This window comes from Streptomyces akebiae, assembly GCF_019599145.1.
Lineage (GTDB): Bacteria > Actinomycetota > Actinomycetes > Streptomycetales > Streptomycetaceae > Streptomyces > Streptomyces akebiae.
Window position 1 is genome coordinate 8,503,722 of sequence record NZ_CP080647.1, and the last position, 25,918, is coordinate 8,529,639.

Annotated in this window: 24 protein-coding genes; 23 read left to right on the forward strand and 1 reads right to left on the reverse strand. The window is 70.4% G+C overall.

What is annotated here, in order from left to right:
• The first annotated feature begins 92 nt into the window (after window positions 1-92).
• From mltG to nusB, 11 genes are all read left to right on the forward strand, one after another.
• A complete protein-coding gene (mltG, locus tag K1J60_RS36930; RefSeq protein WP_220650005.1) occupies window positions 93-1,904 on the forward strand; it encodes an endolytic transglycosylase MltG in 1,812 nt (603 codons plus the stop codon).
• Window positions 1,901-2,740, forward strand: coding sequence for a shikimate dehydrogenase (locus K1J60_RS36935; protein ID WP_220650006.1), 840 nt, complete (start codon window positions 1,901-1,903; stop codon window positions 2,738-2,740). The genes mltG and K1J60_RS36935 overlap by 4 nt, the downstream gene beginning before the upstream one ends.
• A 117-nt stretch (window positions 2,741-2,857) precedes the next feature.
• A complete protein-coding gene (locus K1J60_RS36940) occupies window positions 2,858-5,065 on the forward strand; it encodes a xanthine dehydrogenase family protein molybdopterin-binding subunit (RefSeq protein WP_220650007.1) in 2,208 nt (735 codons plus the stop codon).
• A 28-nt stretch (window positions 5,066-5,093) separates the two neighbouring features.
• A complete protein-coding gene (locus tag K1J60_RS36945; RefSeq protein WP_033532572.1) occupies window positions 5,094-5,552 on the forward strand; it encodes a (2Fe-2S)-binding protein in 459 nt (152 codons plus the stop codon).
• Window positions 5,553-5,742: 190 nt separating this feature from the next.
• Window positions 5,743-6,927 carry a chorismate synthase gene (gene aroC, locus K1J60_RS36950; RefSeq protein WP_033532571.1) on the forward strand — a complete coding sequence of 395 codons (1,185 nt, stop codon included), beginning with the start codon at window positions 5,743-5,745 and terminating at the stop codon, window positions 6,925-6,927.
• A gap of 32 nt (window positions 6,928-6,959) precedes the next feature.
• Window positions 6,960-7,442: a shikimate kinase gene (locus K1J60_RS36955; RefSeq protein WP_220651873.1), complete on the forward strand. Its 483-nt coding sequence runs from the start codon at window positions 6,960-6,962 to the stop codon at window positions 7,440-7,442.
• Window positions 7,439-8,530 (forward strand): 3-dehydroquinate synthase, encoded by a 1,092-nt coding sequence (gene aroB, locus K1J60_RS36960; protein WP_220650008.1) that lies wholly within the window; start codon window positions 7,439-7,441, stop codon window positions 8,528-8,530. Before K1J60_RS36955 ends, aroB begins: the two co-directional genes overlap by 4 nt.
• A gap of 177 nt (window positions 8,531-8,707) precedes the next feature.
• On the forward strand, window positions 8,708-9,700 hold the full coding sequence (locus K1J60_RS36965; RefSeq protein ID WP_220650009.1) for an ATP-binding protein: 993 nt from the start codon (window positions 8,708-8,710) through the stop codon (window positions 9,698-9,700).
• 194 nt (window positions 9,701-9,894) lie between these two features.
• A complete protein-coding gene (locus K1J60_RS36970) occupies window positions 9,895-11,001 on the forward strand; it encodes an aminopeptidase P family protein (protein WP_220650010.1) in 1,107 nt (368 codons plus the stop codon).
• A 59-nt stretch (window positions 11,002-11,060) separates the two neighbouring features.
• Window positions 11,061-11,627 (forward strand): elongation factor P, encoded by a 567-nt coding sequence (gene efp, locus K1J60_RS36975; RefSeq protein ID WP_220650011.1) that lies wholly within the window; start codon window positions 11,061-11,063, stop codon window positions 11,625-11,627.
• A gap of 2 nt (window positions 11,628-11,629) precedes the next feature.
• Entirely contained in the window at window positions 11,630-12,064 is a 435-nt protein-coding gene (gene nusB, locus K1J60_RS36980) for a transcription antitermination factor NusB (RefSeq protein ID WP_220650012.1), read from the forward strand.
• Window positions 12,065-12,283: 219 nt separating this feature from the next.
• Here nusB and bldD read toward each other — a convergent pair whose 3' ends face one another.
• A complete protein-coding gene (bldD, locus tag K1J60_RS36985; RefSeq protein ID WP_027751102.1) occupies window positions 12,284-12,784 on the reverse strand; it encodes a transcriptional regulator BldD in 501 nt (166 codons plus the stop codon).
• A gap of 218 nt (window positions 12,785-13,002) precedes the next feature.
• On the opposite strand from bldD, the gene pyrR reads away from it, so the two are divergent.
• From pyrR to coaBC, 12 genes are all read left to right on the forward strand, one after another.
• Window positions 13,003-13,596: a bifunctional pyr operon transcriptional regulator/uracil phosphoribosyltransferase PyrR gene (gene pyrR / locus K1J60_RS36990; RefSeq protein WP_033532564.1), complete on the forward strand. Its 594-nt coding sequence runs from the start codon at window positions 13,003-13,005 to the stop codon at window positions 13,594-13,596.
• Window positions 13,597-13,685: 89 nt separating this feature from the next.
• Complete coding sequence (locus K1J60_RS36995; RefSeq protein WP_220650013.1) at window positions 13,686-14,666, forward strand: aspartate carbamoyltransferase catalytic subunit; 981 nt, start codon at window positions 13,686-13,688, stop codon at window positions 14,664-14,666.
• A 4-nt stretch (window positions 14,667-14,670) separates the two neighbouring features.
• The gene (locus tag K1J60_RS37000; protein ID WP_220650014.1) at window positions 14,671-15,957 is read left to right on the forward strand and encodes a dihydroorotase; all 1,287 of its coding nucleotides are present in this window, start codon (window positions 14,671-14,673) and stop codon (window positions 15,955-15,957) included.
• Window positions 15,954-16,520, forward strand: coding sequence for a PH-like domain-containing protein (locus K1J60_RS37005; protein WP_220650015.1), 567 nt, complete (start codon window positions 15,954-15,956; stop codon window positions 16,518-16,520). The genes K1J60_RS37000 and K1J60_RS37005 overlap by 4 nt, the downstream gene beginning before the upstream one ends.
• Entirely contained in the window at window positions 16,517-17,674 is a 1,158-nt protein-coding gene (gene carA / locus K1J60_RS37010; RefSeq protein WP_220650016.1) for a glutamine-hydrolyzing carbamoyl-phosphate synthase small subunit, read from the forward strand. Before K1J60_RS37005 ends, carA begins: the two co-directional genes overlap by 4 nt.
• A complete protein-coding gene (gene carB, locus K1J60_RS37015) occupies window positions 17,667-20,975 on the forward strand; it encodes a carbamoyl-phosphate synthase large subunit (RefSeq protein WP_220650017.1) in 3,309 nt (1,102 codons plus the stop codon). Before carA ends, carB begins: the two co-directional genes overlap by 8 nt.
• A gap of 55 nt (window positions 20,976-21,030) precedes the next feature.
• Window positions 21,031-22,137, forward strand: a complete 1,107-nt coding sequence (locus K1J60_RS37020; RefSeq protein WP_220650018.1) for a quinone-dependent dihydroorotate dehydrogenase — start codon at window positions 21,031-21,033, stop codon at window positions 22,135-22,137.
• Window positions 22,134-22,985: an orotidine-5'-phosphate decarboxylase gene (pyrF, locus tag K1J60_RS37025; RefSeq protein ID WP_220650019.1), complete on the forward strand. Its 852-nt coding sequence runs from the start codon at window positions 22,134-22,136 to the stop codon at window positions 22,983-22,985. The genes K1J60_RS37020 and pyrF overlap by 4 nt, the downstream gene beginning before the upstream one ends.
• A 254-nt stretch (window positions 22,986-23,239) precedes the next feature.
• Entirely contained in the window at window positions 23,240-23,563 is a 324-nt protein-coding gene (locus K1J60_RS37030; RefSeq protein WP_003977346.1) for an integration host factor, read from the forward strand.
• A 60-nt stretch (window positions 23,564-23,623) separates the two neighbouring features.
• Window positions 23,624-24,217, forward strand: coding sequence for a guanylate kinase (gmk, locus tag K1J60_RS37035; RefSeq protein ID WP_220650020.1), 594 nt, complete (start codon window positions 23,624-23,626; stop codon window positions 24,215-24,217).
• A gap of 64 nt (window positions 24,218-24,281) precedes the next feature.
• Window positions 24,282-24,551, forward strand: coding sequence for a DNA-directed RNA polymerase subunit omega (gene rpoZ / locus K1J60_RS37040; RefSeq protein ID WP_005485492.1), 270 nt, complete (start codon window positions 24,282-24,284; stop codon window positions 24,549-24,551).
• 145 nt (window positions 24,552-24,696) lie between these two features.
• On the forward strand, window positions 24,697-25,899 hold the full coding sequence (gene coaBC, locus K1J60_RS37045) for a bifunctional phosphopantothenoylcysteine decarboxylase/phosphopantothenate--cysteine ligase CoaBC (RefSeq protein ID WP_220650021.1): 1,203 nt from the start codon (window positions 24,697-24,699) through the stop codon (window positions 25,897-25,899).
• Window positions 25,900-25,918 lie beyond the last annotated feature (19 nt).

Consider the following 25,918-nt stretch of genomic DNA (forward strand, 5'->3'; position numbering starts at 1 on the left):
GGCCTTCGAACAGCCACCGCACAAAAAGAGGCGGGGACGACAGCCGAGCCACAGGCCCCGCGTGACCGCCGCCTCGCGGCTCTAGGGGATCGATGACTGAGTATGGCCGGGGCCCAGGCTCCGAACCGTGGCATCCGGACGACCCGTTGTACGGGGACGGCGGATGGGACGGACAGCAGGCCCAGGGAGGCCAGCAGTCCGCCTACGGCGGCCAGCCGCAGCAGCACTACCCGGAGCAGCAGCAGTACCAGCAGCCTTACGGCCACGACAACGGCAACGGCGGCTGGGGCAACGGACATCAGGACGCCTACGCCCAGCAGCAGTACCAGCAGGAGTACGGCGACCCGGGACAGCAGTACCCCGGCCAGCAGCAGCCTCAGCACCACCAGCAGTACCCCGGACCCGGTCAACAGCAGTACGACCAGGTCAGCGGGGGCTGGAACGACGGAACACATCAGCACCCGCAGGGCACTTACGCCGGCGACCCGAACGACCCCTACGGGGGACAGCAGCAGGCGATGGCCTACGGGGGCGGCGGCCAGCAGGACTTCTACGGCACGCCCGAGGCGTATCCGCCGCCGGAGCCGCCCGCCCGCCGTCGCGCGGAGACCCCGCCCGCGCCCGCTCCGGAGCCCGAGGCCGAGAAGCCGCAGGCCCCCGAGCGGACCGACTGGGACCCCGGGCCGGACCAGGGCGAGCACGCGTTCTTCGCGGGTGGTGGCGATGACGACGACGATGACGACGAGGCGGAGGGCCGCGGCGGCCGCGGTGACCGCAAGGGCCGGGGCGGCAAGTCCGGAAAGTCGGGCAAGGGCGGCAAGAAGCGCCGCAGCGGGTGCGCCTGCCTGGTGGTCGTCATGGTCTTCGGCGGCGGTTTCGCCGGGGTGAGCTACTTCGGTTACCAGTTCTTCCAGAGCCGCTTCGGCGAGGCACCTGATTACTCGGGTAACGGCACGAACGACACTGTCACGATCACGGTCGCCAAGGGCGAATTCGGGTCGGCCATCGGGCAGAAGCTGAAGGCGGCCGGAGTCGTCAAGAGCGTGGACGCCTTCACGGCCGCGCTGGCGCAGCATCCGGAGTCCGATCAGATTCAGGCGGGTGTTTACCTTCTCAAGAAGGAGATGTCTGCTGAAAGCGCTATCGCCCTGATGCTGGATCCGAAGAGCCAGAACAACTTCACCGTCATCGAAGGTGAACGGAACAACGCGGTCTACGCAAAGATCGACACAGAGTTGGGGCTCAAGAAGGGAACCACCGAGGACGTCGCCGAGAAGAAATGGGAATCCCTCGGCCTCCCCGAGTGGGCCAACGACAACGACGACATCAAGGATCCGCTGGAAGGATTCCTCTACCCGTCCACCTATCCGGTCGCCAAGGGCATGAAGCCCGAGGCCGTCCTGAAGGAAATGGTCGACCTCGCGAAGGCGAAGTACGAGGCATTCGACCTGGAGGGCGCGGCCAAGGGGCTGAAGCTGGAAAACCCGCTTCAGGTACTCACCGTCGCGAGCCTCGTGCAGGCCGAGGGGAACAACAAGAAGGACTACAAGAAGATCGCGCGGGTCGTCTACAACCGGCTTGAGCCCAACAACGCGGAGACGGCCGGTCTGCTCGACTTCGACTCGACGGTCAATTACCTGCGCGGTGAATCCAAGTTGGCGACCGGCTCGGTCGACTCGCTGCGACAGATCGACGACCCGTACAACACCTACAAGGTGTATGGATTGCCGCCCGGGCCGATCGACAATCCCGGCGACGAGGCGATCGAGGGTGCCCTCAAGCCGGCCAAGGGCGACTGGTACTACTTCGTGTCGATCAGCAAGGACGAGACGCTCTTCGCCGTGACCAACGAAGAACACAACAAGAACCGCAGGAAGTACCAGGAAGCGCAGAACGCACAATGAGCCGCACCGCCAGCAAGAACCGCGCCGCCGTGCTCGGTTCGCCGATCGCCCACTCGCTCTCGCCGGTGCTGCACCGGGCCGCGTACGCCGAACTCGGGCTCACCGACTGGTCGTACGACCGTTTCGAGGTCGACGAGGAGGCGCTGCCCGGGTTCGTCGAGCAGCTCGGGCCGGAGTGGGCGGGCCTCTCGCTGACGATGCCGCTCAAGCGGGCGGTCATTCCGCTGCTGGACGAGATCACCGAGACGGCCACCTCCGTCGAGGCCGTCAACACGCTGGTGTTCACCGAGGACGGACGGCGGGTCGGTGACAACACCGACATCCCCGGGATGGTCGCCGCCCTGCGGGAGCGCGGCATCGAGCAGGTGGAGTCGGCGGCCATCCTCGGCGCGGGCGCCACCGCCTCCTCCGCGCTCGCCGCGCTCGCCCGGATCTGCACCGGTGAGGTCGTGGCGTACGTCAGGAGCGAGGCGCGGGCCGCCGAGATGCGGCAGTGGGGCGAGCGGCTCGACGTCGAGGTGCGCACGGCGGACTGGGCGGAGGCCGAGCGCGGGCTGAGGGCCCCGCTGGTCGTCGCCACGACACCGGCCGGGGCGACGGACGTGCTCTCCGGTGCGGTGCCGGAGCGGCCGACGACGCTGTTCGACGTGCTGTACCACCCGTGGCCGACGGAACTCGCCGCGCGCTGGTCGGCGTACGGCGGAGCCGTCGTCAGTGGGCTCGATCTGCTCGTCCACCAGGCGGTGCTGCAGGTCGAGCAGATGACCGGGTGCAAGACGGCGCCGGTGGCGGCGATGCGGACGGCGGGGGAGCGGGCGCTGGCCGAGCGCGGCTGAGCAGGGTCGGACGTCCCGCGTGTGCCGATCCTGTGAACCCCTTGTACCGAGGGGTAACCAGCGGCGATCATCACCGGGCGGCCCGGCGACGCAGGCGGGGCGTTGAACGGAGCCCTCATGTCACGTCACTCCCGGCGCAGGTTTCTCACGTATCTGGTGGCCGCGCCCACGCTCGCGGTCGCGACCAAGATCGGCCTGGACGTCTACGAGCCCGGTAGCGCGGAGGCGGCGATCCCCACACTGCCCGCGCCGGCGGATCTGGTGGACCTCGGCGATCTGCTGATCCTGGCCGGGACGCCGACGGCGCACATGCTGGTGCTGAGCGTCGACGAGGAGGGTGTGGCCCACTTCCGGCTGCCTCGCGAGGAGGTCGGGCAGGGGCTCACCACCGCCGTGGCGATGTTGGTGGCGGAGGAGCTGGACACTCCGCTCGACCGGGTCAGGATCCAACTGGACGACGCACGGCCGGAGTTGCTGTTCAACCAGCTCACCGGCAGCTCCAACTCCATCCGCTCCCTCTACGATCCGGTGCGGCACACGGCGGCAGCCGCGCGCGCCCGCCTGGTTGGCGCCGCCGCGCAACAATGGGGGCTCACAGCGAGCGAGTTGACGGTGCGTCGAGGCGTCGTCGTCGCGCCGGACGGGCGTACCGCCTCCTACGGCTCGCTGTCGGCGGCCGCCGCCTCCCTCGACCTCGGCTCACTCGCCGTCACGCCCAAGAAGGAGTCGGAGCACGCCCTCGTCGGCACACCCACCTCACGCATCGACGCCCGCGCCCTGGTCACCGGCAAACAGGCCTACACGCTCGACCTCGACGTGCCCGGGGCCAAGCCGTGCATGGTGCGCAGGCCGCCGACGATCAACGGCACGGTGAAGGCGGTGAACAACGAGGCCGCCGTACGGGCCATGCCCGGTGTGCTGGACGTCGTCACGATCGACACGGGCGTGGCCGTCGTCGCGGAAACGTTCGGGCAGGCCCTCGACGGCAAGGAGGCGCTGGACGTCACCTGGGGCCCGGGCAGCATCGACACGCTCTCCGACGACGGCATCAGGGCGAAGCTGAAGGCGGCGACGCCCTCGCTGGACGTCCTCGGGCTGCTGGTGAAGAAGGTGGAGGGGGAGTTCGACTTCGCGTTCGCCAGCCACGCTCCGCTGGAGACCAACTCGGCCGTCGCCGACGTACGGGAGGACCGGGCCGAGATCTGGTCCGGGCTCAAGTCGCCGATCGCCGCCCAGGCCGCCATCGCCAGGGCCGTCGGGCTTCCCGTGTCCAAGGTCGACGTGCATGTGGTGCAGTCGGGCGGGTCGTTCGGACGGCGCCTCTTCTTCGACGCGGCGCTGGAGGCCGCCGTCGTGTCGAAGAAGAGCGGACGGCCCGTACGGCTGATGTGGTCCCGCATCGACGACATGCGGCACGGGCGGATGCGGCCCGCCACCCACCACCGGATCCGGGCCACCTACGCGGCCGGGCAGGTGCTCACCTTCCAGCACCAGGTGGCCGCCGTGGAGACCGACTTCCGGCACGGGCTCGGCGACGCGATCACCGCCGCCGCGGCGAGCCTGCCCTCCGGCATCGGGAACGCGACCTTCGCTCAGACCCTGTTCCTGACCACGGTCAAGTCCCCGTACCACTTCGGCGTCACCACCCAGACGCTCACCGAGGTGCCGATCAGGATGCACACCGGGTCGTGGCGCTCGGTGTACTCGGCCAACACCCGCGGGGCCGAGGAGATCATCGTCGACGAGCTGGCGGCGAAGCTGGGCAAGGACCCCGTGGCCTTCCGGCGCGAGTTCCTCAAGACGGCGCGGCAGCGGGCCGTGCTCGACAAGGTCACGACGGAGGGCGACTGGGGGCGGAGCCTGCCGGACGGCTGGGCACAGGGCGTCGCCTTCCACGACGAGTACAAGGCCTGCACGGCGTGCCTGGTCGAGATCGACGCGACCGATCCGAGGAAGCCCCGGGTGACGAAGGCGGTCATCGCCGCCGACGTGGGCCGGGTGATCAACCCGCGCGGTCTGGAGGCCCAACTGCTCGGCGGGCTCACGGACGCCATCTCCACCACCCTGCGGGCCGGGCTCCACATCGACGAGGGGCTGCCGCTGGAAGGCAGCTACTCCCAGTTCCACTACGCCCGCCAGAAGGACTCCCCGAAGGACGTCAGGATCTTCGTGATCGAGGGGGCCGACGAACCCGGAGGCGCGGGCGAACTCGGCGTCCCGGCGGCCGTCGGCGCCGTCGCCAACGCCTACGCGCGGGCCACCGGCACCAAGCCGCGCAGCTTCCCCGTCAACTTCGACGTGGACTTCACGCCCTTTCCCCGCTGAGCCGGCCGCAGAATCCAGGAGCACATCGATGCCCTCCCACACCTTCACCGTCAACGGTGAGACCGTCACCGTCGAGGCCCCCGACGACCTGCCCCTGCTGTGGGCGCTGCGCGACCTGCTCGGCGTGCGCGGCCCCAAGTACGGCTGCGGCATCGACGTCTGCAAGGCCTGCACCAGCCACCTCGACGGCGAGGCCGTCCGGCCCTGTGTGGTGCCGGTCGCCGAGGCGGCGGGCCGCGAGGTCACCACCATCGAGGGCCTGGCCGACGGAGACGAGCTGCACCCCGTCCAGGAGGCCTGGCTGGAGCAGGACGTGGCGCAGTGCGGCTACTGCCAGCCGGGACAGATCATGGCCGCCGTCGCCCTGCTCAAACGGACCAGCGACCCCACCGACGCCGACATCGACGAGATCGCCAACGTCTGCCGCTGTGGCACGTACTTCCGCATCCGCGAGGCGATCAAGAGCGCGGCGGCGAAGATGGGGTGACGCGGCGCGGTGCCCCGCCCCGCTCGCCCGGCCCGTCCGTCTGCTGGACCTGTGACCGGCTCCCGCCCCGGACGTGGGAGGATCGGAGACGGCGGGCCGGGGCCGCGCACCCGGTAGCCGTCGCCGTACGCGAGGACGCGCGTACACGCAGGCAGGACGCAGTACCGGGCGCGAGCACTGAGGAGCACCGTTGAGCAGGTTGCGCTGGCTGACCGCGGGGGAGTCCCACGGTCCCGCACTTGTCGCGACGCTGGAGGGCCTTCCCGCCGGCGTGCCGATCACCACGGAGATGGTGGCGGACCACCTGGCCCGGCGGCGCCTGGGCTATGGGCGCGGTGCCCGGATGAAGTTCGAGCGCGACGAGGTCACCTTCCTCGGCGGTGTGCGGCACGGCCTCACCATGGGCTCGCCGGTGGCGATCATGGTCGGGAACACCGAGTGGCCGAAGTGGGAGCAGGTCATGTCGGCCGACCCGGTCGACCCCGAGATCCTGGCCGGACTCGCCCGCAACGCGCCGCTGACCCGCCCCCGGCCCGGTCACGCCGACCTGGCCGGCATGCAGAAGTACGGCTTCGACGAGGCCCGCCCCGTCCTGGAACGGGCCTCCGCCCGGGAGACCGCCGCCCGCGTCGCCCTCGGCGCCGTCGCCCGGTCGTACCTGAAGGAGACGGCCGGCATCGAGATCGTCAGCCACGTGGTCGAGCTGGCCGCCGCGAAGGCCCCGCAGGGTGTCTACCCGACCCCGGCCGACGTGGAGAAGCTGGACGCGGACCCGGTGCGCTGCCTGGACGCCGACGCGTCGAAGGCGATGGTCGCGGAGATCGACCAGGCCCACAAGGACGGCGACACCCTCGGCGGCGTCGTCGAGATCCTGGCGTACGGCGTGCCCGTGGGCCTCGGCTCCCACGTCCACTGGGACCGCAAGCTGGACGCCCGCCTCGCCGGAGCGCTGATGGGCATCCAGGCCATCAAGGGCGTCGAGATCGGCGACGGCTTCGAGCTGGCGCGGGTGCCCGGGTCCAAGGCGCACGACGAGATCGTGAACACCCCCGAGGGCATCCGCCGGGTCTCCGGCCGCTCCGGCGGCACCGAGGGCGGCCTCACCACCGGCGAGCTGCTGCGGGTCCGCGCGGCGATGAAGCCGATCGCGACCGTCCCGCGCGCCCTGCAGACCGTCGACGTGACCACGGGCGAGGCCGCGCAGGCCCACCACCAGCGCTCCGACGTCTCCGCCGTGCCGGCGGCCGGCATCGTCGCCGAGGCGATGGTGGCCCTGGTGCTGGCGGACGCGGTGGCCGAGAAGTTCGGCGGCGACAGCGTCACCGAGACGGCCCGCAACGTCCGTTCCTACCTCGACCACCTCGCGATCCGGTGAGCCCGGTGCCTCTGGTCGTCCTCGTCGGCCCCATGGGCGTCGGCAAGTCCACCGTCGGACAGCTGCTCGCCGAGCGGCTCGGTGTCGCCTACCGCGACACCGACGACGACATCGTGGCCGAGCAGGGCCGCGAGATCGCGGAGATCTTCGTCGACGAGGGCGAGCCCGCCTTCCGTGCCATCGAGAAGAGGGCCGTGCACACGGCTCTCGCCGGTCACGACGGCGTCCTCGCTCTCGGCGGCGGCGCGATCCTCGACGCCGACACACGGGCTCTGCTCGTAGGGCAGCGGGTCGTGTACCTGTCGATGGACGTCGAGGAGGCCGTCAAGCGCACCGGCCTCAACGCCGCCCGCCCCCTGCTGGCCGTCAACCCCCGCAAGCAGTGGCGGGAGTTGATGGAGGCCCGGCGCAGCCTCTACGAGGAGGTCGCCACGGCCGTCGTCGCCACCGACGGCCGCACGCCCGAGGAAGTCACCCGAGCGGCCCTGGACGCACTGGAGTTGAAGGAAGCATGAGCGAGACAGTGACCCGTATCCAGGTCGGCGGTACGGCGGGCACCGAACCGTACGAGGTCCTGGTGGGGCGTCAACTCCTCGGCGAACTGGGTGGGTTGGTCGGCAACCGGGCCAAGCGCGTCGCGGTGATCCATCCCGAGGCGCTGGAGGACACCGGGGAGGCGCTGCGCGCGGATCTGGCGGAGCAGGGCTTCGAGGCGGTCGCGATCCAGGTGCCGAACGCGGAGGAGGCCAAGACCGCCGAGGTCGCCGCGTACTGCTGGAAGGCGCTCGGCCAGTCCGGCTTCACCCGCACCGATGTCATCGTCGGGGTCGGCGGCGGCGCCACCACCGACCTGGCCGGATTCGTCGCGGCGACCTGGTTGCGCGGGGTCCGCTGGATCGCCATCCCCACCACCGTCCTGGCGATGGTGGACGCGGCCGTCGGCGGCAAGACCGGCATCAACACGGCCGAGGGCAAGAACCTGGTGGGCTCGTTCCACCCGCCGGCCGGGGTGCTGTGCGACCTGGCCGCGCTGGACTCGCTGCCGGTCAACGACTACGTCTCCGGACTCGCCGAGATCATCAAGGCGGGCTTCATCGCCGACCCGGTGATCCTGGACCTCATCGAGGCCGACCCGCAGGCCGCCCGCACCCCGGCCGGGCCGCACACCTCCGAGCTGATCGAGCGGTCGATCCGGGTCAAGGCCGAGGTCGTCTCCGGCGACCTGAAGGAGGCCGGGCGCCGCGAGATCCTCAACTACGGGCACACCCTGGCCCACGCGATCGAGAAGAACGAGCGCTACCAGTGGCGGCACGGCGCCGCCGTGTCCGTCGGGATGCACTTCGCGGCCGAACTGGGCCGTCTCGCGGGCCGGTTGGACGACGCCACCGCGGACCGTCATCGCTCGGTCCTCGAATCCGTCGGGCTGCCGCTGCACTACCGCTACGACCAGTGGCCCCGGCTGCTGGAGACGATGAAGGTCGACAAGAAGTCCCGGGGCGACCTGCTGCGCTTCATCGTCCTGGACGGTCTGGCCAAGCCCACCGTCCTGGAGGGACCCGACCCGGCGATCCTGCTTGCCGCCTACGGCGAAGTGGGCCAGTAACGCCCACTCGGGCACCACTTGCCCCATTCGCCTTGTGGTCGTGGCCACTTGGGCACTTCGGGCTACCCCCGGCCGTTCACCAATCGGCGGCCGGGGACGGTACCGTTCGGTAAGGGCGGGGTCGCGAGACCCCGCTCGCCAGTGTCCATGTGACTGTACGAGACGGAGTGGCACCGGATGCAGCACGCAGTGGGAGCTCCGCTGCCGCCGCCCCATCAGCCGGGGCAGGACCCGGCGGCCCCGTGGTCGCCGACCGCGAACCACCCGGGACACCCGGCACCCCCGCACCCGGGAGCGCCGGGCGCGCACCCGCCGGGGCACCCCGGTGCGGGCCACCCGGTGCCCCCGGGCACGCACCCGGGCCCCGTACCGCCGCCCCCGCCCGCACCGGCGGCCCCGCCCACGCCTGCCGCGCCGCCCGTCTCGGCGCCCCCACCCGCCCCTCCCGGCTCGGCGCCGCCCGCGCCGGGCTTCGCCGGCAGCCCGGGGCACCCGCACCCCTCCGCCCCGCAGCAGACCGGGATGCCGAGGGACACCACCGGACACGTGCAACTGCCCCCGGGCGGCCCCGTGACCATGCCGCCGCCCGCCACCGGTGCCCCCGACGTCACGACCACCACGCTCGCCGTCCTGCTCATCGGGCCCGCCGGGGCGGGCAAGACCAGCGTCGCCAAGTACTGGGCGGACCACCGCCGGGTGCCCACCGCGCACATCAGCCTGGACGACGTACGCGAGTGGGTGCGTTCGGGCTTCGCGGACCCGCAGTCCGGGTGGAACGACAACTCCGAGGCGCAGTATCGTCTCGCCCGCCGCACCTGTGGCTTCTCCGCCAGGAACTTCCTGGCCAACGGCATCTCCTGCATCCTCGACGACGCCGTCTTCCCCGACCGCCCGGTCGTCGGCCTCGGCGGCTGGAAGCGGCACGTAGGTCCCGGCCTGCTGCCCGTGGTCCTCCTGCCGGGCCTGGAGATTGTCCTCGAACGCAACGCGGAGCGCTCGGGCAACCGCCGTCTCACCGACGAAGAGGTCGCCCGCATCCACGGCCGGATGGCGGGCTGGTACGGCTCGGGCCTCCCGATCATCGACAACTCCCAGCTCGATGTCCCGGCCACGGCGAGGGTCCTGGACGAGGTCCTGGCACGGTCGATCGCGAGCCCCCCGAAGTGGTAGACGAGCAGCGGCGACGGTCTTGGTGAGCCGGCTGGGCTGAGCCGGCCCCGAAGGGGCGCGGGGGACTGCGTGACGAGCCCCCACCGGCTCGCGGACGGCAGACGTCCCCTTCCCGTACCCCCGTACCCGGCACGGTGCCCCCAGTCGGCCCCGCTCGACCGGCGGCCACCCGGCGAAACTCATACGCTCGGCACATGTCTGAGGTCTACGCGGCCCGTCGAGCCCGGCTGAGAGAACGCTGCCAGGCCGGCGGCAGTGCCACCGCACTCGTCACGCGCCCGGCCAACATCCGGTATCTGGCGGGCGCGGCACCCGAGGGAGCCGTCCTCCTGCTGGGCCGGGGCGAGGACATCCTTGTCTGCGGGGCGCCCCCGAGAGGTGAGATCGGCGAGGGTCGGCCCGACGAGGCCGTACGCGTCCAGGTACTGCCGAGTCCCGGTGGCGACCCGGCGGTCGCCGCCGCCGATCTGGCCACGGAGCTCGGCGTCGACTCGCTCGCCGTGGAGGAACACCACCTCACCGTGGGCCGCCACCGGGCGATCCGCTCGGTCGCGCCCCGGCTGCGGCTGGCCGACCTCGGCGGCGCGGTCGAGCAGCTCAGAGTGGTCAAGGACGAGGAGGAGATCTCCTGTCTGCGGATCGGCGCGGAGATCGCCGACCAAGCCCTGGGCGAACTCCTCGAATCGATCCTCGTCGGCCGCACCGAGCGCCATCTCGCCCTCGAACTGGAGCGCCGCCTCGTCGACCACGGCGCGGACGGCCCCGCGTTCGCGACCTCCGTCGCCACCGGCCCGAACTCCGGCCGTCCCCGTCACGTCCCCACCGACCGCCGGGTCGAGGAGGGCGACTTCCTCTCCGTCTGTCTCGGCGCGACCTATCGCGGCTACCGCTGCGAGATCGGCCGTACGTTCGTGATCGGCACCTCGCCCGCCGACTGGCAGATCGAGCTGTACGACCTGGTCTTCGCAGCCCAGCGGGCCGGACGGGAGTCACTGGTACCCGGTGCGGCCTACCGCGCCGTGGACCGCGCGGCCCGCCAGGTCCTGGACTCCGCGGGGCACGGTGAGGGCCTCCCGGTGCTGATGGGGCACGGGGTCGGACTCGAAATCGACGAGGACCCGCAGTTCGCCCCCGCGGCCATGGGTAAACTGGACGCTTGCGTGCCGGTCACCGTCGAACCGGGGGTCCACCTCCCGGGCCGGGGCGGAGTCCGGATCGATGACACGCTCGTCGTACGCCCCGAGGCGGACGGCGGACCCGAGCTACTCACCATCACGACCAAGGAGCTGCTCGCGCTCTAGCTCATCGGCTGGGCGCGTGGCCCGGGGTCGTCCACGTCAGTCCAGGAGATTCCGCAACCGTGGCTTCCACGAACGACCTCAAGAACGGCCTGGTGCTCAAGCTCGAAGGCGGCCAGCTCTGGTCCGTCGTCGAGTTCCAGCACGTCAAGCCCGGCAAGGGCCCGGCCTTCGTGCGCACCAAGCTCAAGAACGTGCTCTCCGGCAAGGTCGTCGACAAGACGTTCAACGCCGGCGTCAAGGTCGAGACGGCCACTGTCGACAAGCGCGACATGCAGTTCTCCTACATGGACGGCGAGTACTTCGTCTTCATGGACATGGAGACCTACGACCAGCTCATGGTCGACCGCAAGGCCGTCGGCGACGCCGCCAACTTCCTGATCGAGGGCTTCACCGCCACCGTCGCGCAGCACGAGGGCGAGGTGCTCTTCGTCGAGCTGCCGGCCGCCGTCGAGCTCGTCATCCAGGAGACCGAGCCGGGCGTCCAGGGCGACCGCTCCACCGGTGGCACCAAGCCCGCCATCCTGGAGACCGGCCACCAGATCCAGGTGCCGCTCTTCATCACCACCGGCGAGAAGATCAAGGTCGACACCCGTACGAGCGACTACCTCGGCCGGGTGAACAGCTAACCGTGGCTGCCCGTAACACGGCCCGCAAGCGCGCCTTCCAGATCCTCTTCGAGGGCGACCAGCGCGGGGTCGACGTCGTGACCGTCCTCGCGGACTGGATCAGGCACGCCCACAACGACAACCGTCAGCCGCCGGTCAGCGAGTACACCATGCAGCTGGTCGAGGGGTACGCCGAGCGCGCCAAGCGGATCGACGAGTTGATCGCGCAGTACTCGGTGGGGTGGACGCTCGACCGGATGCCGGTGGTGGACCGCAACATCCTGCGGCTCGGCGCGTACGAGCTGATCTGGGTCGACGCCACTCCGGACGCGGTGGTGCTGGACGAGATGGTGCAGCTGGCGAAGGAGTTCTCCACGGACGACTCGCCGTCGTTCGTGAACGGGCTGCTCGGTCGGTTGAAGGACCTCAAGCCCTCGCTCCGCCGGGAAGCCGAGTAGAGGACGGCCGGGCGGGAAGCGCCACCGGGGGTACTGTGCGCAGCCGGCCGCGGGTGGCCCGTGGCTGGTCGCGCAGTTCCCCGCGCTCCTTTCGGGGCGCTGTCCCGCTCCTCTGCGACCATGCGCCGGACCACAAGCTGAAAAAACCGCCGGGGTGACCCGAACCCATGGGTTCGGGTCACCCCGGCGGCACGTTTCTGCTGGGTGTTGCGCGAGGTGTCAGGCGTCCTCGTGGGAGACCGCTCGGCGCGCATCCGCGTCGAGGACACCCCAGCTGATCAGCTGCTCGGTGAGGACCGAGGGGGACTGGTCGTAGATGACGGCGAGTGTGCGCAGGTCGTCCTGGCGGATCGAGAGCACCTTGCCGTTGTAGTCACCGCGCTGGGACTGGATCGTCGCCGCGTAACGCTGCAGCGGGCCCGCCTTCTCGGCCGGCACATGGGCCAGGCGCTCAAGGTCGAGAACCAGCTTCGGCGGCGGCTCGGCGGCGCCACCAGGGGTCGTACCAGGAAGCAGCTCCTGCACGGGGACCCCGTAGAAGTCCGCCAGCTCCGCGAGGCGCTGCACGGTGACGGCGCGGTCGCCGCGCTCGTACGAACCGACCACGACCGCCTTCCAGCGTCCCTGGGACTTCTCCTCGACACCGTGGAGGGAAAGGCCCTGCTGGGTGCGGATGGCCCGGAGCTTGGCCCCGAGCTGTTTGGCGTATTCGCTGGACATATAGCTCCCCGGACGAAGGCTGGTGACTCACTGTGAGGTTACGCAGCGTGACTCTGCCCCGTCAAGCCGGATGGTCCGGACCGACTCTTCCGTGGTAACCGCGTTCCGTTGGGCCAGGGGGGTGATCAGGGGCGTTGCGGGGCCTGATAGCGTTGACGGCGCAAATCCGACGTCCTTTAAGGTCCGTCCCGTGAGGCGGAGAAGGAGGTCCGTTTCCTATGGACACGCACGACCCGCAGCACCTGCCCCAGGACGCGCAGTCGTCCGATGCGAGGCCCGTTCTCGAAGGCCCCGACATCGCGCGCGTACTGACCCGCATCGCCCACGAGATCGTCGAACGCGCCAAGGGCGCCGACGACGTGGTGCTCCTCGGCATTCCGACCCGGGGCGTCTTCCTCGCCCAGCGGCTCGCCGCCAAGCTCGCGGAGATCACCGACCGCAAGATCCCGGTCGGCTCGCTCGACATCACCATGTACCGCGACGACCTGCGCATGCACCCGCCGCGTGCGCTGGCCCGCACCGAGATCCCCGGTGACGGCATCGACGGCCGTCTGGTCGTCCTCGTCGACGACGTGCTCTTCTCCGGCCGCACGATCCGCGCGGCGCTCGACGCGCTGAACGACATCGGCCGCCCGCGCGCCGTCCAGCTCGCGGTCCTCGTCGACCGGGGCCACCGCGAACTGCCCATCCGCGCCGACTACGTCGGCAAGAACCTCCCCACGTCGCTGCGGGAGACGGTCAAGGTCCAGCTCGCCGAGGAAGACGGTCGGGACACCGTCCTGCTCGGTGCGAAGCGGACCGCCCAGCAGTAGCACGCGCGCGTGCGGCCCCGCGCCGTACGTCCCCCCGCGATGCTCCTGACTGCCCGTAATCTCCCGAACTGCCTTACGGAGCCTGAAAGATGCAGCGTCATCTCATCTCGGCCGCCGACCTCACCCGTGACGACGCCGTCCTGATCCTCGACACCGCCGAGGAGATGGCCCGGGTCGCCGACCGGCCGATCAAGAAACTGCCGACCCTGCGCGGCCGCACGATCGTCAACCTCTTCTTCGAGGACTCCACCCGCACCCGGATCTCCTTCGAGGCCGCCGAGAAGCGCCTCTCCGCGGACGTCATCAACTTCACCGCCAAGGGGTCGAGCGTCTCCAAGGGCGAGTCCCTGAAGGACACCGCCCAGACGCTGGAGGCCATGGGCGTGGACGCCGTCGTCATCCGGCACGGCGCCTCGGGGGCCCCGTACCGCCTGGCGACCTCCGGCTGGATCGACGCCGCCGTGATCAACGCGGGCGACGGCACCCACCAGCACCCCACCCAGGCCCTGCTCGACGCCTTCACCATGCGCCGCCGGCTCGTCGGCCGGGACGCCGGGCTCGGCCAGGACCTCTCCGGCAGGCGCATCACGATCGTCGGCGACGTCCTGCACAGCCGGGTCGCCCGCTCCAACGTCGACCTGCTGCACACCCTCGGCGCCGAGGTCACCCTCGTCGCCCCGCCCACCCTGGTCCCGGTCGGCGTCGAGACCTGGCCCTGCGAGGTCTCCTACGACCTCGACAGCACGCTCGCCAAGTCCGACGCGGTGATGATGCTGCGCGTGCAGCGCGAGCGGATGAACGCCGCGTTCTTCCCCACCGAGCGCGAGTACTCACGGCGCTACGGCCTCGACGGCGACCGCATGGCGCGGATGCCCGAGCACGCCATCGTGATGCACCCCGGCCCGATGGTCCGCGGCATGGAGATCACCGCAGAGGTCGCCGACTCCGACCGCTGCACCGTCGTCGAGCAGGTCGCCAACGGCGTCTCCATCCGCATGGCCGTGCTGTATCTGCTGCTCGGCGGCAACGAGCCCGCCGTCGCCCACGCCCGCACCCCCGAGGAGAAGTAAGACCATGAGCAAGATCCTGATCCGCGGCGCGAAGGTGCTGGGCGGCGAGCCGCAGGACGTCCTGATCGACGGCGAGATCATCGCGCAGGTCGGTGCCGGACTCTCCGACGAGGACGCCCTGGTCGTCGAGGCCGACGGCAAGGTGCTCCTGCCGGGCCTCGTCGACCTGCACACCCATCTGCGCGAGCCCGGCCGCGAGGACTCCGAGACCGTGCTCACCGGCACGCGCGCCGCGGCCTCCGGCGGCTACACGGCCGTCTTCGCCATGGCCAACACCTTCCCCGTCGCCGACACCGCCGGTGTGGTCGAGCAGGTCTACCGGCTCGGCCAGGAGCACGGCTACTGCGACGTGCAGCCCATCGGCGCCGTCACCGTCGGCCTGGAGGGCAAGAAGCTCGCCGAGCTGGGCGCGATGCACGAGTCGGCCGCCGGTGTCACCGTCTTCTCGGACGACGGCAAGTGCGTCGACGACGCGGTGATGATGCGGCGCGCCCTGGAGTACGTGAAGGCCTTCGGCGGGGTCGTCGCCCAGCACGCGCAGGAGCCGCGGCTGACCGAGGGCGCCCAGATGAACGAGGGCGTCGTCTCCGCGGAGCTGGGCCTCGGCGGCTGGCCCGCGGTGGCCGAGGAATCGATCATCGCCCGGGACGTCCTGCTCGCCGAGCACGTCGGCTCCCGCGTCCACATCTGCCACCTCTCGACCGCCGGGTCCGTCGAGATCGTCCGCTGGGCCAAGTCCCGCGGCATCGACGTGACCGCCGAGGTCACCCCGCACCACCTCCTGCTCACCGACGAACTGGTGCGCACCTACAACCCGGTCTACAAGGTCAATCCGCCGCTGCGCACCGAGCGCGACGTGCTGGCCCTGCGCGAGGCGCTCGCCGACGGCACGATCGACATCGTCGCCACCGACCACGCCCCGCACCCCCACGAGGACAAGGACTGCGAGTGGGGCGCGGCCGCCATGGGCATGGTCGGCCTGGAGACCGCGCTGTCGGTGGTCCAGGAGACGATGGTCACCACCGGTCTGCTCGACTGGGCGGGCGTCGCGGACCGTATGTCGTTCAAGCCCGCGAAGATCGGGCGGGCCGCCGGTCATGGACGCCCCGTCTCGGCAGGTGAGCCCGCCAACCTCACGCTCGTCGACACGGCATACCGTGGGTCGGTGGATCCCGCGGGCTTCGCCTCGCGCAGCCGCAACACCCCCTACGAGGGCCGCGAGCTGCCGGGCCGTGTCACGCACACGTGGCTGCGGGGCAAGGCCACGCTCGTCGACGGGAAGCTCACGTGACACCTGTAATTCTGCTGGCCGCCGAGAAGGAATCGGCCCAGGTCACCGACTGGGCCGCGCGCATCGGCTGGGTCGTCGGACTCGCCCTCTTCGTCGCGCTCGTCTACTGGCTGATGCGTGAGGGCTGGAAGTGGCGCGGCACGCTCCAGAGCGATCTTCCGGAGCTGCTCACCGCGCCGGACGAGCCGGGCGAGGCCAGACTGAGCATGAGCGGCCGCTACCACGGCTCCACCACCGCCGGGCAGTGGCTCGACCGCATCGTGGCGCACGGCCTGGGCACCCGCAGCCGGGTCGAGCTGACGCTGACGGAGGCGGGCCTGGACGTCGTACGCCCGGGGGCGACGGACTTCTTCGTCCCGGTCGACGCCCTCCGCGAGGCCCGGCTCGACAAGGGCATCGCCGGCAAGGTCCTCACCGAGGGCGGCCTGCTGGTCGTCACCTGGGAGCACGGCGGCAAGCTGCTCGACTCCGGGTTCCGCTCCGACCGCGCGGCCGAGCACAACGAGTGGGTCGAGACCCTGAACCAGATGATCAACAAGACGGAAACGGAAGGCGCACGATGACGACCTCCACTCAGGGGAACGCCTCGCAGAGGAAGGGGGCGCTTCCCGCCGTACTCGTCCTGGAGGACGGCCGGATGTTCCGCGGCCGTGCCTACGGGGCCGTGGGGGTGACCTTCGGCGAGGCCGTGTTCTCCACCGGGATGACCGGCTACCAGGAGACCCTCACCGACCCGTCGTACCACCGCCAGGTCGTCGTCATGACCGCCCCGCACGTCGGCAACACCGGCGTCAACGACGAGGACCCCGAGTCGAAGAAGATCTGGGTCTCCGGATACGTCGTCCGCGACCCCGCGCGCGTGCCCTCCAACTGGCGCTCCCGGCGCTCCCTGGACGACGAGCTGCGCGCCCAGGGCGTCGTCGGCATCTCCGGCATCGACACCCGCGCCCTCACCCGTCACCTCCGTGAGCGCGGCGCCATGCGCGTCGGCATCTTCTCCGGCAACGCGCTGCCCGACGCGGGCGTCATGCTCACCGAGGTCCGCGAGGCCCCCGAGATGAAGGGCGCGAACCTCTCCGCCGAGGTCGCCACCAAGGAGACGTACGTCGTCCCCGCGATCGGCACCAAGAAGTTCACCGTCGCCGCCGTCGACCTCGGCATCAAGGGCATGACCCCGCACCGCATGGCCGAGCGCGGCATCGAGGTGCACGTCCTGCCCGCCACGGCGACGGTCGACGACGTGTACGCCGTGAACCCCGACGGTGTGTTCTTCTCCAACGGTCCGGGCGACCCGGCCACCGCCGACCACCCCGTGTCCGTCATGCAGGCGGTCCTGGAGCGCTCCACCCCGCTCTTCGGCATCTGTTTCGGCAACCAGATCCTGGGCCGCGCGCTCGGCTTCGGCACCTACAAGCTGAAGTACGGCCACCGGGGCATCAACCAGCCGGTGCAGGACCGTACGACCGGCAAGGTCGAGGTCACCGCGCACAACCACGGCTTCGCCGTCGACGCCCCGCTCGACCAGGTCTCCGACACCCCCTACGGCCGCGCCGAGGTCTCGCACGTCTGTCTCAACGACAACGTCGTGGAGGGGCTCCAGCTCCTCGACCGGCCGGCCTTCAGCGTCCAGTACCACCCCGAAGCGGCAGCGGGCCCGCACGACGCCGCCTACCTGTTCGACCGCTTCGTATCCCTGATGGAGGGCCAGCGTGCCTAAGCGCACCGATATCCAGTCCGTCCTGGTCATCGGCTCCGGCCCGATCGTCATCGGCCAGGCCGCCGAGTTCGACTACTCCGGCACCCAGGCGTGCCGCGTCCTCAAGGCCGAGGGCCTGCGCGTCATCCTGGTCAACTCCAACCCGGCGACGATCATGACCGACCCGGAGATCGCCGACGCCACGTACGTCGAGCCGATCACCCCGGAGTTCGTCGAGAAGATCATCGCCAAGGAGCGCCCCGACACCCTCCTGCCCACCCTCGGCGGTCAGACGGCCCTCAACACGGCCATCTCGCTGCACGAGGCCGGGACGCTGGAGAAGTACGGCGTCGAGCTGATCGGCGCCAACGTCGAGGCCATCAACAAGGGCGAGGACCGCGACCTCTTCAAGGAGGTCGTCGAGGCCGTCCGCGCCAAGATCGGGCACGGCGAGTCCGCCCGCTCGGTCATCTGCCACTCCATGGACGACGTGCTGAACGGCGTCGAGACACTCGGCGGCTACCCCGTAGTGGTCCGTCCCTCCTTCACCATGGGCGGCGCCGGCTCCGGCTTCGCCCACGACGAGGAGGAACTGCGCCGCATCGCCGGTCAGGGCCTGACGCTCTCCCCGACCACCGAGGTGCTCCTGGAGGAGTCCATCCTCGGCTGGAAGGAGTACGAGTTGGAGCTGATGCGCGACAAGCACGACAACGTCGTGGTCGTCTGCTCCATCGAGAACTTCGACCCCATGGGCGTCCACACCGGCGACTCGATCACCGTCGCGCCCTCGATGACCCTCACCGACCGCGAGTACCAGATCCTGCGGGACATCGGCATCGCGGTCATCCGCGAGGTCGGCGTCGACACCGGCGGCTGCAACATCCAGTTCGCGGTGAACCCCGAGGACGGCCGGGTCATCGTCATCGAGATGAACCCGCGCGTGTCGCGCTCCTCGGCGCTGGCCTCCAAGGCGACCGGCTTCCCCATCGCCAAGATCGCCGCCAAGCTGGCCGTCGGCTACACGCTCGACGAGATCCCGAACGACATCACCGAGCAGACCCCGGCCTCCTTCGAGCCGACGCTCGACTACGTCGTCGTCAAGGCGCCGCGGTTCGCCTTCGAGAAGTTCCCGTCCGCCGACTCCTCCCTGACCACCACCATGAAGTCGGTCGGTGAGGCCATGGCGATCGGCCGCAACTTCACCGAGGCGCTGCAGAAGGCGCTGCGGTCGCTGGAGAAGAAGGGCAGCCAGTTCACCTTCGTCGGCGAGCCCGGCGACAAGGCCGTCCTCCTCGAAGAGGCCGTCCGGCCCACCGACGGCCGCATCAACACCGTCATGCAGGCCATCCGCGCGGGCGCCACGCCCGAGGAGGTCTTCGAGTCGACCAAGATCGACCCGTGGTTCGTCGACCAGCTCTTCCTCATCAAGGAGATCGCGGACGAGCTGGCCGCCGCAGACAAGCTCGATCCCGAGCTGCTCGCCGAGGCCAAGCGGCACGGCTTCTCCGACCAGCAGATCGGCGAGATCCGGAACCTGCGCGAGGACGTCGTGCGCGAGGTCCGGCACGCGCTGGGCGTACGCCCGGTCTACAAGACGGTCGACACCTGCGCCGCCGAGTTCGCCGCGAAGACGCCGTACTTCTACTCCTCCTACGACGAGGAGTCGGAGGTCGCCCCGCGCGAGAAGCCGGCCGTGATCATCCTCGGCTCGGGCCCGAACCGCATCGGCCAGGGCATCGAGTTCGACTACTCCTGCGTCCACGCCTCCTTCGCGCTGAGCGACGCGGGCTACGAGACCGTGATGGTCAACTGCAACCCGGAGACCGTCTCCACGGACTACGACACCTCCGACCGGCTGTACTTCGAGCCGCTGACGCTGGAGGACGTGCTGGAGATCGTCCACGCCGAGTCGCTGGCCGGGCCGATCGCGGGCGTCGTGGTCCAGCTGGGCGGCCAGACCCCGCTGGGCCTGTCACAGGCGCTCAAGGACAACGGCGTGCCTGTGGTGGGCACCTCCCCGGAGGCCATCCACGCCGCCGAGGACCGCGGCGCCTTCGGTCGCGTCCTCGCCGAGGCCGGCCTCCCCGCGCCCAAGCACGGCACCGCGACCACCTTCGCGGGCGCCAAGGCCATCGCCGACGAGATCGGCTACCCGGTCCTCGTCCGCCCGTCCTACGTGCTCGGCGGACGCGGCATGGAGATCGTCTACGACGAGGCCCGGCTGGAGTCGTACATCGCCGAGTCGACCGAGATCAGCCCTTCCCGGCCGGTGCTCGTCGACCGCTTCCTCGACGACGCCATCGAGATCGACGTGGACGCCCTGTACGACGGCCACGAGCTCTACCTCGGCGGCGTCATGGAGCACATCGAGGAGGCCGGGATCCACTCCGGTGACTCGGCGTGCGCCCTGCCCCCGATCACCCTCGGCGGCTTCGACATCAAGCGCCTGCGCGCCTCCACCGAGGCCATCGCCACGGGCGTCGGCGTGCGCGGACTGATCAACATCCAGTTCGCGATGGCCGGGGACATCCTCTACGTCCTGGAGGCCAACCCGCGCGCCTCCCGCACCGTCCCCTTCACCTCGAAGGCGACCGCGGTGCCGCTGGCCAAGGCCGCCGCCCGGATCTCGCTGGGCGCGACCATCGCCGAGCTGCGGGCGGAGGGGCTGCTGCCGGCCAACGGCGACGGCGGTGAACTGCCGCTCGACGCGCCGATCTCCGTCAAGGAGGCCGTCATGCCGTGGTCGCGCTTCCGCGACATCCACGGGCGCGGCGTCGACACGATCCTCGGCCCGGAGATGCGCTCCACCGGCGAGGTCATGGGCATCGACTCGGTCTTCGGCACGGCGTACGCCAAGTCGCAGGCCGGCGCGTACGGGCCGCTGCCCACCAAGGGCCGCGCCTTCATCTCGGTCGCCAACCGCGACAAGCGTTCGATGATCTTCCCGGCGCGCGAGCTGGTCGCCCACGGCTTCGAACTGCTCGCCACGTCCGGCACGGCCGAGGTCCTCAAGCGCAACGGCATCAACGCCACCGTCGTACGCAAGCAGTCCGAGGGCACCGGCCCGAACGGCGAGAAGACGATCGTCCAGCTCATCCACGAGGGCGAGGTCGACCTCATCGTCAACACCCCCTACGGCACCGGTGGCCGCCTCGACGGCTACGACATCCGTACGGCCGCCGTGGCCCGCTCCGTGCCGTGTCTGACGACCGTGCAGGCCCTCGCGGCAGCCGTCCAGGGCATCGACGCGCTCAACCACGGCGACGTGGGCGTGCGCTCGCTCCAGGAACACGCCCGACACCTGACCGCGGCCCGCGACTAGCAGCCGAAGAGGGGGACACCGGAAACGGTGTCCCCCTCTTCGTGAGGACACCACCATGTACAAGCTCTTCTTCCGCCTGGTCTTCACACGGATGGACCCGGAGGAGGCCCACCACCTGGCCTTCCGCTGGATCCGTCTCGCCGTCCGCGTCCCCGTGCTGCGCACCTTCCTGGCGGCGGCCCTCGCGCCCCGCTACGAGGAACTGCGCACGGAGGCCTTCGGGCTGCGGATGCACGGCCCCTTCGGACTCGCCGCCGGCTTCGACAAGAACGCGATCGCCGTCGACGGGATGTCGATGCTCGGCTTCGACCACGTCGAGATCGGCACGGTGACGGGCGAGGGCCAGCCCGGCAACCCCAAGAAGCGGCTGTTCCGCCTGGTCGCCGACCGCGCGCTCATCAACCGCATGGGCTTCAACAACGAGGGCTCCCTCGCCGTCGCCGCCCGCCTGGCCTCCCGTACGCCCGTCTTCAGGACGGTCGTCGGCGTCAACATCGGCAAGACGAAGGCCGTCCCGGACGAGGAGGCCGTCGGGGACTACGTGAAGTCCGCCGAGCGCCTCGCCCCGTACGCCGACTACCTCGTCGTCAACGTCTCCTCGCCCAACACGCCCGGTCTGCGCGACCTCCAGGCCACCGAGGCGCTGCGGCCCCTGCTGACGGCCGTCCGTGAGGCCGCCGACCGCACGGTCCGCACCCGGCACGTGCCGCTGCTGGTGAAGATCGCGCCGGACCTCGCCGACGAGGACATCGACGCCGTCGCCGACCTCGCCGTGGAGCTGGGCCTGGACGGGATCATCGCCACGAACACCACCATCGCGCGCGAGGGACTCGGTCTCACCTCCGAACCGTCCCTCGTGAAGGAGACGGGCGGTCTCTCCGGCGCCCCCCTCAAGGCCCGCTCCCTGGCGGTCCTGCGCCGCCTCTACGCGCGCGTGGGCGACCGGATCACCCTGGTGGGCGTCGGCGGCATCGAGAACGCCGAGGACGCCTGGCAGCGCATCCTGGCGGGCGCCACCCTGGTCCAGGGCTACAGCGCCTTCATCTACGAGGGGCCCCTCTGGTCGCGCGCCCTGCACAAGGGCCTCGCGGCCCGCCTGCGCACGAGCCCCTACGCCACCCTCGCCGACGCCGTCGGCGCCGACGTGAGGAAGACGGTATGACCGAGCCCTTCGGCGCACGCCTGCGCCGAGCCATGGACGAGCGCGGGCCGCTCTGCGTCGGCATCGACCCGCACGCCTCCCTGCTCGCCGACTGGGGCCTGAACGACGACGTCGCGGGCCTGGAGCACTTCAGCCGCACCGTCGTCGAGGCGCTGGCCGACCGGGTGGCCGTCCTCAAGCCGCAGAGCGCGTTCTTCGAGCGCTTCGGGTCGCGCGGCATCGCCGTCCTGGAGAAGTCCGTCGCGGAGGCGCGGGCGGCCGGCGCGCTGGTCGTCATGGATGCCAAGCGCGGCGACATCGGCTCCACGATGAGCGCGTACGCCGAGACCTTTCTGCACAAGGACGCGCCCCTCTTCTCGGACGCGCTGACGGTCTCCCCCTACCTGGGCTACGGCTCGCTGAAGCCCGCCGTGGACCTGGCGCGCGAGAACGGGGCCGGACTGTTCGTGCTGGCGCTCACCTCCAATCCGGAGGGCGGCGAGGTGCAGCACGCGGTGCGCCCGGACGGCCGCGACGTCGGTGCGACCATGCTGGCGCACCTGGCGGCCGAGAACGCGGGGGAGGAGCCCCTGGGGTCCTTCGGCGCCGTCGTCGGCGCCACGCTGGGTGACCTCTCGTCGTACGACCTGAACATCAACGGACCTCTCCTCGCGCCCGGGATCGGTGCCCAGGGCGCCACACCGGCCGATCTTCCGGCGGTCTTCGGTGCCGTCGTGCGCGATGTGGTGCCGAACGTCAGTCGGGGTGTCCTTCGTCACGGTCGCGACGTCGTCGCGCTGCGTGACGCCGCGGATCGTTTCGCGGACGAGATCCGCACCGCGACGTCGGTCGCCCGAGACCTCCGATGAGTGCCTGAGGGTCGGTTACCGGACGCCTTGAGTCTGAATACATTCTCAAATCCGGGGCGATATGCCGGTTATGTCCGACTCCAGGGAGGCTGACCAGGACTTTTCCGCTGTTCTCGCTGACTCTGGCGGAGTTGGCCGCTAGTCTCCGAGCAGGGTGAACGGGCGAGCGTGTTGCTCGTGGCACCCCAGGTGTGGGGCGACTAGGTTCCTCACCGGTCCGTATCCGACAGTTCGACATCCGAGGTGACGTAGGCGTGGCTCTTCCGCCCCTTACCCCTGAACAGCGCGCAGCCGCGCTCGAAAAGGCCGCCGCGGCTCGCCGGGAGCGGGCCGAGGTCAAGAATCGACTCAAGCACTCCGGCGCCTCCCTGCACGAGGTCATCAAGCAGGGCCAGGAGAACGACGTCATCGGCAAGATGAAGGTCTCCGCCCTGCTCGAGTCCCTGCCGGGCGTGGGCAAGGTCCGCGCCAAGCAGATCATGGAGCGACTCGGCATCTCCGAGAGCCGTCGTGTACGCGGCCTCGGTTCCAACCAGATCGCTTCCCTGGAGCGTGAGTTCGGCAGCACCGGTTCCTGATCCCGCCCTCTGACGGGAAGGCAGTCCCGGGCACTCCGGGATTGCTGGAATAATCGCTGCATGGCTGCAACATTCCGGGGGACGACCCCCGAGCCCCCGGACGTACGTCCGCGGCTGACCGTGCTCTCCGGCCCCTCCGGGGTCGGCAAGAGCACGGTCGTCGCCCATATGCGCAAGGCGCACCCCGAGGTCTGGCTCTCGGTGTCGGCGACGACCCGCAAGCCACGCCCCGGTGAACAGCACGGAGTCCACTACTTCTTCGTCACCGACGACGAGATGGACAAGCTGATCGCCAACGGCGAGCTGCTGGAGTGGGCCGAGTTCGCCGGTAACCGCTACGGCACTCCCCGGGCCGCCGTGCTCGAACGCCTGGAGCGGGGCGAGCCCGTCCTGCTGGAGATCGACCTCCAGGGCGCACGGCAGGTCCGCGAGACCATGCCGGACGCCCAGCTGGTCTTCCTGGCGCCTCCCTCCTGGGAGGAACTGGTGCGCAGGCTCACCGGGCGGGGCACCGAGCCGCCCGAGGTGATCGAACGCCGTCTGGAGGCGGCCAAGATCGAGCTTGCGGCCGAGCCGGAGTTCGACGTCACCCTGGTCAACACCTCCGTCGAGGACGTGGCCCGCGAGCTGCTAGCCTTGATGGATGTTGTGTGATCACGGCGTCTGTCCGTTTTCTGTGATCACGACCGGTCTTTTCCCATCCATCGGAAGGTAGAGCGTGTCCTCTTCCATCTCCGCGCCCGAGGGCATCATCAACCCGCCGATCGACGAGCTCCTCGAGGCCACCGACTCGAAGTACAGCCTCGTGATCTACGCGGCCAAGCGTGCCCGCCAGATCAACGCGTACTACTCGCAGCTCGGCGAGGGCCTCCTCGAGTACGTCGGTCCCCTCGTCGACACCCACGTCCACGAGAAGCCGCTCTCGATCGCCCTGCGCGAGATCAACGCGGGTCTGCTGACGTCCGAGGCCGTCGAGGGCCCCGCGTAAGTCATATCGGCAGATCGCAGTAGGTTTTTCCACAGGCCCGGCAGGGGGCACCTCCCAGCGTTAGCTGGGGGAGCGACTGTCGGGCCTGTGGTGTGTCATTGAGGCGTCACGCAGAGGCGTACACATCCGAGTGCGGGGAGGCCCGGTGGGCAAGCCGAAGGTCGTTCTGGGGGTCAGCGGTGGGATCGCCGCCTACAAGGCGTGCGAGCTGCTGCGCCGACTGACCGAGTCCGGTCATGACGTACGGGTCGTGCCGACCGACTCGGCGCTGCACTTCGTCGGCGCCGCCACCTGGTCCGCGCTCTCCGGCAACCCGGTCTCCACCGAGGTCTGGGAGAGCGTCCACGAGGTGCCGCACGTACGCATCGGGCAGGAGGCCGATCTGGTCGTGGTCGCCCCGGCGACCGCCGACATGCTGGCCAAGGCCGCCCATGGCCTCGCCGACGACCTCCTCACCAACACCCTTCTCACCGCTCGCTGTCCGGTCGTCTTCGCACCCGCGATGCACACCGAGATGTGGGAACACCCGGCCACCCAGGAGAACGTGGCGACGCTCCGCCGCCGGGGCGCCCTCGTCATCGACCCCGCCGTGGGCAGGCTCACCGGCGTCGACACCGGCAAGGGCCGGCTGCCGGACCCCGCGGAGATCTTCGAGGTGTGCCGCCGGGTGCTGGCGCGGGGCGTCACGGAGCCGGATCTCGTCGGCCGGCACGTCGTGGTGACCGCCGGCGGCACCCGAGAGCCCCTCGACCCCGTCCGCTTCCTCGGCAACCGTTCCTCCGGCAAGCAGGGGTACGCCCTCGCCCGTACGGCCGCGGCGCGTGGCGCCCGGGTCACGCTGATCGAGGGCAACACCGGACTCCCGGACCCCGCCGGCGTGGACGTCGTGCGGATCGGTACGGCGGTCCAGCTGCGCGAGGCGGTGCTCAAGGCGGCTCCGGACGCGGACGTCGTGGTGATGGCGGCCGCCGTGGCGGACTTCCGCCCCGAGACCTACGCCACCGGCAAGATCAAGAAGAGGGACGGCCAGGAACCCGAGCCCATCGTCCTGGTGCGTAATCCGGACATCCTCGCGGAGATCTCCGCAGACCGTTCGCGCCCCGGCCAGATGATCGTCGGCTTCGCGGCCGAGACCGACGACGTCCTCGCCAACGGCCGCGCCAAACTGGCCCGCAAGGGGTGCGATCTGCTGGTGGTGAACGAGGTGGGGGAGCGCAAGACGTTCGGCTCCGAGGAGAACGAGGCCGTGGTGCTGGGAGCCGACGGAAGCGAGACACCGGTGCCCTACGGCCCCAAGGAAGCCCTGGCCGAAACGGTGTGGGACCTGGTGGTGAGCAGACTCGGGTGACAGTGGTATTCGCGTCAGG

Coding starts and splice junctions, on each gene's coding strand:
- mltG (WP_220650005.1), top strand. CDS start 93: ATGACTGAGTATGGCCGGGGCCCAGGCTCCGAACCGTGGCATCCGGAC.
- K1J60_RS36935 (WP_220650006.1), top strand. CDS start 1,901: ATGAGCCGCACCGCCAGCAAGAACCGCGCCGCCGTGCTCGGTTCGCCG.
- K1J60_RS36940 (WP_220650007.1), top strand. CDS start 2,858: ATGTCACGTCACTCCCGGCGCAGGTTTCTCACGTATCTGGTGGCCGCG.
- K1J60_RS36945 (WP_033532572.1), top strand. CDS start 5,094: ATGCCCTCCCACACCTTCACCGTCAACGGTGAGACCGTCACCGTCGAG.
- K1J60_RS36955 (WP_220651873.1), top strand. CDS start 6,960: ATGGGCGTCGGCAAGTCCACCGTCGGACAGCTGCTCGCCGAGCGGCTC.
- aroB (WP_220650008.1), top strand. CDS start 7,439: ATGAGCGAGACAGTGACCCGTATCCAGGTCGGCGGTACGGCGGGCACC.
- K1J60_RS36965 (WP_220650009.1), top strand. CDS start 8,708: ATGCAGCACGCAGTGGGAGCTCCGCTGCCGCCGCCCCATCAGCCGGGG.
- K1J60_RS36970 (WP_220650010.1), top strand. CDS start 9,895: ATGTCTGAGGTCTACGCGGCCCGTCGAGCCCGGCTGAGAGAACGCTGC.
- bldD (WP_027751102.1), bottom strand. CDS start 12,784: ATGTCCAGCGAATACGCCAAACAGCTCGGGGCCAAGCTCCGGGCCATC.
- pyrR (WP_033532564.1), top strand. CDS start 13,003: ATGGACACGCACGACCCGCAGCACCTGCCCCAGGACGCGCAGTCGTCC.
- K1J60_RS36995 (WP_220650013.1), top strand. CDS start 13,686: ATGCAGCGTCATCTCATCTCGGCCGCCGACCTCACCCGTGACGACGCC.
- K1J60_RS37000 (WP_220650014.1), top strand. CDS start 14,671: ATGAGCAAGATCCTGATCCGCGGCGCGAAGGTGCTGGGCGGCGAGCCG.
- carA (WP_220650016.1), top strand. CDS start 16,517: ATGACGACCTCCACTCAGGGGAACGCCTCGCAGAGGAAGGGGGCGCTT.
- K1J60_RS37020 (WP_220650018.1), top strand. CDS start 21,031: ATGTACAAGCTCTTCTTCCGCCTGGTCTTCACACGGATGGACCCGGAG.
- pyrF (WP_220650019.1), top strand. CDS start 22,134: ATGACCGAGCCCTTCGGCGCACGCCTGCGCCGAGCCATGGACGAGCGC.
- gmk (WP_220650020.1), top strand. CDS start 23,624: ATGGCTGCAACATTCCGGGGGACGACCCCCGAGCCCCCGGACGTACGT.